The organism is Sulfolobales archaeon (assembly GCA_038897115.1).
GTDB lineage: Archaea > Thermoproteota > Thermoprotei_A > Sulfolobales > AG1 > AG1.
On sequence record JAWAXC010000115.1, the window covers coordinates 1 to 6,467 of the forward strand.

General features: G+C 42.8%; 5 protein-coding genes. 1 reads left to right on the top strand and 4 read right to left on the bottom strand.

The genetic code is table 11. From position 1 onward, the window contains the following. The 3 genes from QXE01_10900 to QXE01_10910 form a co-directional block, all read right to left on the bottom strand. The coding region (locus tag QXE01_10900) for an aspartate aminotransferase family protein (GenBank protein ID MEM4971745.1) at positions 1-1,196 on the bottom strand (1,196 nt) is incomplete at its 3' end. An 82-nt stretch (positions 1,197-1,278) separates the two neighbouring features. Beyond that, complete coding sequence (locus QXE01_10905; GenBank protein MEM4971746.1) at positions 1,279-2,640, bottom strand: BMP family ABC transporter substrate-binding protein; 1,362 nt, start codon at positions 2,638-2,640, stop codon at positions 1,279-1,281. 56 nt (positions 2,641-2,696) lie between these two features. Then, complete coding sequence (locus tag QXE01_10910; protein MEM4971747.1) at positions 2,697-4,277, bottom strand: ABC transporter ATP-binding protein; 1,581 nt, start codon at positions 4,275-4,277, stop codon at positions 2,697-2,699. 104 nt (positions 4,278-4,381) lie between these two features. On the opposite strand from QXE01_10910, the gene QXE01_10915 reads away from it, so the two are divergent. Further along, positions 4,382-5,305, top strand: coding sequence for a branched-chain amino acid transaminase (locus tag QXE01_10915; GenBank protein MEM4971748.1), 924 nt, complete (start codon positions 4,382-4,384; stop codon positions 5,303-5,305). Here QXE01_10915 and QXE01_10920 read toward each other — a convergent pair. Further along, the coding region (locus QXE01_10920; protein ID MEM4971749.1) for a M20/M25/M40 family metallo-hydrolase at positions 5,302-6,467 on the bottom strand (1,166 nt) is incomplete at its 5' end. The genes QXE01_10915 and QXE01_10920 overlap by 4 nt on opposite strands.

Here is a 6,467-nt window from a genome sequence, read left to right on the forward strand (position 1 = left end):
GTCTTTCTATCCTTTACAAGCTCAATGCCTATCATAAATCCTAGCCCTCTTACGTCCCCTATTATGGGGTATCTATCCATCATATCTGTAAACCTGGTGATGAGATAGTCTCCAAGAGAGCTTGTTCTCTCTAGAAGATTTCTAGATTCTATATATTCTATGACGGCACTTCCAGCTGCAAGCCCTAGCGGGTTAGCCCTATATGTCCCTAGATGAAACATCTCTTCTAGCTTCTCATCTATATCGCTCCTATATACTACAAAGGATATAGGTATGCCTCCCCCTATAGCCTTAGATATAGTCATTATATCAGGGGTTATCCCAAAATGCTCTACAGCCCACCACCGCCCAGTCCTTCCAACACCGGTTTGGATTTCATCTGCTATGAGAAGGATTCCGTATTTATCTGCTATCTCTCTAAGCCCTTGTAGAAAGCCCTTTGGCGGTACTATATATCCACCTTCCCCTTGTATCGGTTCAAAAACTATAGATCCTACCTCGCCAACACCGCTATATGGATCTCTAAGCAGATGCTCTATATAGCTTAGCACAGCATACCCACACTCCTCCGGGTCTTTTGCTGGTAGGGGGCACCTATAGGGATATGGATAGGGAACCCTTACCACATTAACCAAAGGCATACCAGACATCTTCTGAAGAGTCTTCTTAGCAGTAGCCATAACAGCACCATGGTGAACACCATGATAAGCCCCTTCAAAAGCCATGACAACAGGCTTGCCAGTAACCCATCTAGCTATGGCTATTGCAGTCTCTATAGCATCAGCACCTGTTACAGATGTCATAACCCTGGCCTTACCTCTAAGCCCAGGAGGTAATATTGAGTGTAGCTTCTTAAGAAACCTTATCCTAATCTCGCTTGGGATCTCGCTCATCCAATGCCAATACCTATCAAGCTGCTCCCTAATAGCCTTAGCAACATATGGGTTTCCATGCCCCACATTGAGAACTGCTATTCCAGCTACCCAGTCTATATAATAGTTACCATCCACATCCCTTATCGTGGCCCCCCTAGCCGTGTCTATCGCAAACTCAAAGACCTTAGGATAGATCAATGTATTGGTTTCGAGAACCATTTGTTCCTTTAGGATCTCCCGAGATTTAGGTCCAGGAGGTTTAACAACGATCTTGGGAGCCTCTGGATAGCTTAGAGACTCTAGCTCTTCTTCAAAAGACATATAATCCCCACATACTATTGTGCCTAAGAATATTATAAGGGTATTCTTATATCAATATATATAGGGAAAAACCTATTAGCGTTTAACCATATGTATCTCTTATCTTCTTTATATCATCAGCTGAAGTTGGTAGGGGTACTATGACTTCTCCATTCCTTATCTTATTCTCAAGCTCTTTAACACCATCCCAGACCCATGATGGTACTGAGTCCCTCATAGCCTTAACCCTAGCCTTTATCTCGTCAGGTGATGCAGGTAGAACTTTCTTGCCTGTTAGCTTCTCAGCATTTATCCCCATCTGTATGAACTCATCTAGATCCTGTAATGTGCTCACAGATATTCCTTCAGCTAGCTCACCATCGATCTTTGTCCCTATTCCTAATAATAGAACACCATTGTTCTTTTTAACCACACCTACGAATTTATTGTTGAGAACCAGCTTAGTAGCTATATATACAGCTTTGTCAACCCTTTTCATCATAGACGCTATTATAAACCCTGGGTTTATCCAATCCTGATCTGCGTCAACACCAATCCAGAATGGAGGCCCCATGCTTAAGTTCCTAGCCTTCGCTATCTCGGTGAGGGCTTGGTTTATTCCAAGGCCTAATGCGCCAGCTACGTTATATACTGCTACAGCTCCCTTTTCATACATGGGCTTTGCAGCTGCATACCCCTTAGTTATATCGCTAAACGTACCAGTATATGTCCAGAGAACTCTTTCCTTAACTGGGGTAGCCCCGATCCCCGGAGGATCTCTACCAAACTTATTTTTATACCACTCAACAGCCCAGTTACACCCCCATTTATAACCTGCCTCGAACTTCCAGAGCGGTGGTATCTCGATCCCTAGAACCATTCCTACATGTGGATAGTTATATGCAGCAGCTAGAAGACACGCTAGTGCTCCAACTAGCGCGCTTCCTTTATGCTCTTCAAACCTTATGTCGAGGAGGTTTTGCAGCGGATATTTATCAGGGTATTTATTCTTAATAACATCTTGGGCGCTGGTATCGATCCCTGCAAAGAATTTGTTAGGAAACTCTAGAGCTACCGTTGCTAATGCATCTGTCAGGAGGAAGCCAACACCTATTATTAGTTTAACATCAGGATCTTGAGCAGCTGTTCTTAGGTTAGGTATATAGTCTTCCTGCGTCTTACTTATAAGCTCTATAACTCCTACACCAAAATCCCTCTTAGCATCATCTCCCCCCTTAAATGCCATATCGTTGAAGCTCAGATCCCCTCTACCGCCTATATCCGATACTATGGCTATCTTTATCCTCGCAGCCTGGGTGATAGCTGTGGTTTGTTGTGGCGTGCCAGGTCTCTGATATAGGATTATATAGCCTGATACAATAGCAACAATTATTATTACTAATATAATTGATATAATCAATAGCCTTGATAATCCAAGCCTTGCACTATTATATACACCACTCAAGGCCGACCCCACGACTCATAGTTTACGTAGCTAAAAACCTTCCGCAGAGAGCTAGCTTATGAAAACCGCGATCCCTGCCTCTGGTAGCCACCCATTAATATCCCTATATCTACCCGCTTTGCTTCATCCCTGGAGAGAATCCCCACTATCCTTCCATCAAACATCACAGCGATCCTATCGCTTAACTCCATGATCTCGTCGAGATCCGATGATACGAGCAGAATAGACGCCCCTTCATTCCTTAGCTCCTTAAGAAGTGATCTTACATAGAGAGTCGAAGATATATCAAGCCCTCTCGTAGGGTTAGAAGCCACTATAACCTTAGCACCTTTACTTAGCTCCCTAGCAAGGACTAGCCTTTGTCTATTACCGCCGCTTAAAGATCTAGCCCTAGCATTTATATCACTCACAGCTATTGAGAATCTCTTTACAAGCTCTTTCGTGAATACCTTCACCCTTCCCCATGCAATAGAGATCCCTAATCTTGTGAACATTTTACCTCTATGAAAGCCTATTAATGCGTTCTCATAGATCCTCATATCCAGTGCAAGAGCTAGCCTATCCCTATCACTAGGTATATGTATAAGCCCTAACTTATATATTTCTGAGGGACTTCTATTTGTTATATCTATATCGCTAAGCATTATCTTACCGCTCAGAACCCTCCTAAGCCCCGTTATAGCTTCTACCAGCTCGGCCTGGCCATTTCCCTCTACACCAGCGATGCCCAGTATCTCTGCCGGATATAGCTCTAGATTTACTCCTTTAACAGCTAAGACTCCTAGATCGTTCATCACCATTAGATCTTTTACTATTAAAATAGGCTTAGATCCCTGCAAAGATCCCCTATCCCCTATTTCCCGATATACCAAATCAACCTCTCTCCCTACCATCATCTCTGATAGTTTCTCTGGTGTAGCAAGCTCTGTTGGGATTTCACCAGCGATCCGGCCCTTTCTAAGCACAACAATCCTATTGGTTATCTCAATCGCTTCTCTGATCCTATGGGTTATAAATATAATAGTAGCCCCTTTTAACGAAAGATCCCTTATAAATCTAAAGAGCTCCTTAACCTCATATGGGGTTAGAAAGCTTGTTGGCTCGTCCAATATCAGCACGTTAGCACCTACAAATAGAGCTTTCAAGATCTCTGCCCTCTGTCTAGTACCAAGTGGTAGACTCTCCACAGGGATGTGGAGAGGAATATCTAGACCCAATGTCTTTATCAGCTCTTTAGCTCTTAACTCAATATCTCTGTAATCGAGTTTAGCTAGAGAGCCTGTAAATCCCCTTTTTGCAATTAGACAGAGATTCTCTAAAACTGTGAAAGTTGGTACCAGTGAGAAGTGCTGGTGAACCATATATATCCCAGCTGACATAGCGTCTGAAGGTCCTCGGAACCTCACCTCTTTCCCATTAACGTATATATATCCTCTTGTTGGCCTTAGAAAACCTGAGAGTATTTTCATAAGCGTGGTCTTGCCCGCCCCGTTTTCACCTAGAAGACCTAAAATCTCTCCCCTGTATATATCTAGGTCAACTCCGTTGAGGGCACGTGTACCGTCTGGATATACTTTCACTATGCCTCTCATCGATATATATGGTTCTCCTCGATCTTTATAATCTCTGCGATCCATGCTATATCCATCATTAGTTATTCTAAGGCTAAATTATATTCTCCATGCTGTAGAAGTGGCGCAATCTATATAAGCTCTTCTGAATACTCTATCAACGATCGAAAATGTCTGTTTGCTCAAAGGTTAGATACATATGGATGGACGGGGAACTCATTGGATGTGAGAGAGCATCTGTACATGTGCTAACACATGCTCTACACTACGGCACAGCTGTATTTGAAGGGATCAGAGGATATTGGAGTGAGAAAGCCAAGAACCTATATATATTTAGGCTTAGAGATCATATGATGAGGTTTGTTAACTCAGCTAAGATCATTGGGCTCAGGCTTAACCATAGCCTCGAAGATCTTATAGAGGCTGTGATTAGAACGGTAAAGGCTAATGAGTTCCAGGAGAACATATATATAAGGCCTATAGCATTCGCCGGAGAGGGTAGTATATCGCTAGATATATCGAAGATCCCTACTAGAGTCTCTATAGCAGCATTCCCATTTGGTCATTATCTAAAGCCAAAGGGTGTTAAGGTGAAGGTTGTGAGTTGGAGAAGGGTTCCTAACTATTCTATGCCTGTTATAGCAAAGGCTTCTGGGATCTATCTCAATTCTGTAATAGCACTCTCAGAAGCCATATCCTCTGGCTATGATGAAGCTATATTGCTAGATTGGAGGGGCTATGTATCTGAAGGTTCTGGGGAAAATATATTCATTGTGAGAAAAGGGGTTATCTATACACCCCCTGTATATGCATCTATATTAGAGGGTATTACAAGGGATACCGTGATAAGGATTTCCAGAGATCTTGGCTATGAGGTTGTTGAGAGAGATATAGCTAGGGAGGAGCTATATATAGCGGATGAGATCTTTATGAGCGGAACTGCAGCAGAGATCACACCAGTAATCGAGGTTGATGGAAGAACAATTGGAACGGGTTCTCCAGGAGTGGTGACGGAGAAGATTATGGAATATTATAAGAGAGTCGTCTATAATGAAGTTCCTAAGTACAGCGAGTGGATTACAGAGGTCTACTAGCTCTCCATTGAGGAGAACCTTATTATAGTTAGCGCTACATGCTTAATACCGTTGACGAAGTCCTGGATCCTTATATTTTCGTTGGGAGCATGAGCCCTAGATCCATAGTATCCTACCCCAGAGCCTGTCATAGGGGTTTTAGCTATATCTGTAAAGTAATATATAGGGCCTGAACCTCCTGATAGAGGGGATACGCTTGGCTCTCTGCCATATGCTTCTACAGCAGCCTCTATCGATGCTTTAACTATTTTCTCGTGGGGAGACGTATATCCAGATCTATACATGCTGTGAACCACAATCTCAGCATCTCCGAAGCCTTTTTCAGCTATATATCTTTTAAGCCTATCAAGGATCTTCTCCGGGTCTTGTCCTGGTACTGGTCTAATATCTATCTTAGCCCCAGCTATAGAGGGTACAATGGTTTTCGAGCCCTTACCTGTATATCCAGAGTAGAGACCTGAAACGTTTAATGATGGTTCTAGATAGAGTTTTCTGAGGGCATCATAGCCTTTAACGCCTCCAACGAACTCTCTTAAGCCTAGCTCTCTAGCCATTTCCTCAAGTTCTGAGAGATCCATTTTCCTTATCAGCTCCTCCCCAAGCCTTATGAACTCAGGATCTATGTCATCATAGAAGCCAGGCACATAGATCTTCCCATTCTCATCCTTTAAAAGGGTTAGAAGCTTAGCCATTCTCCACACAGGATTAGGTACGAGAGGAGCATTACCGCTATGTACATCTCTAGATGGTCCCCTTAATATGATTTCTATATATAGCATGCCTTTAAAACCTAAAGTAATTCCGAGTCTTCCATCCCTTCTCACATATCCTGTCTCCCATATACCGCCATCTGATCTGATCCATGACTTGTTATCTTCAACAATCTTACCTATAGTCGGGGATCCTATTTCCTCTTCACCCTCGATCAACATCTTGATCTTTAGATCCATCGTATCTAGATACGGGGATAGAGCATCTAGAGCACAGATCCTCGCAGCTATATTACCCTTATTATCCGCAACACCTCTTCCAAATAGAAAATCCCCTTTCCTAGTAAGCTTAAATGGATCGCTTTCCCAGAGCTCAAGAGGATCTGGGGGTTGGACGTCATAGTGGTTATATATCAATATACTTTTAGATCCAGATCCTATTTCTGCAAAAA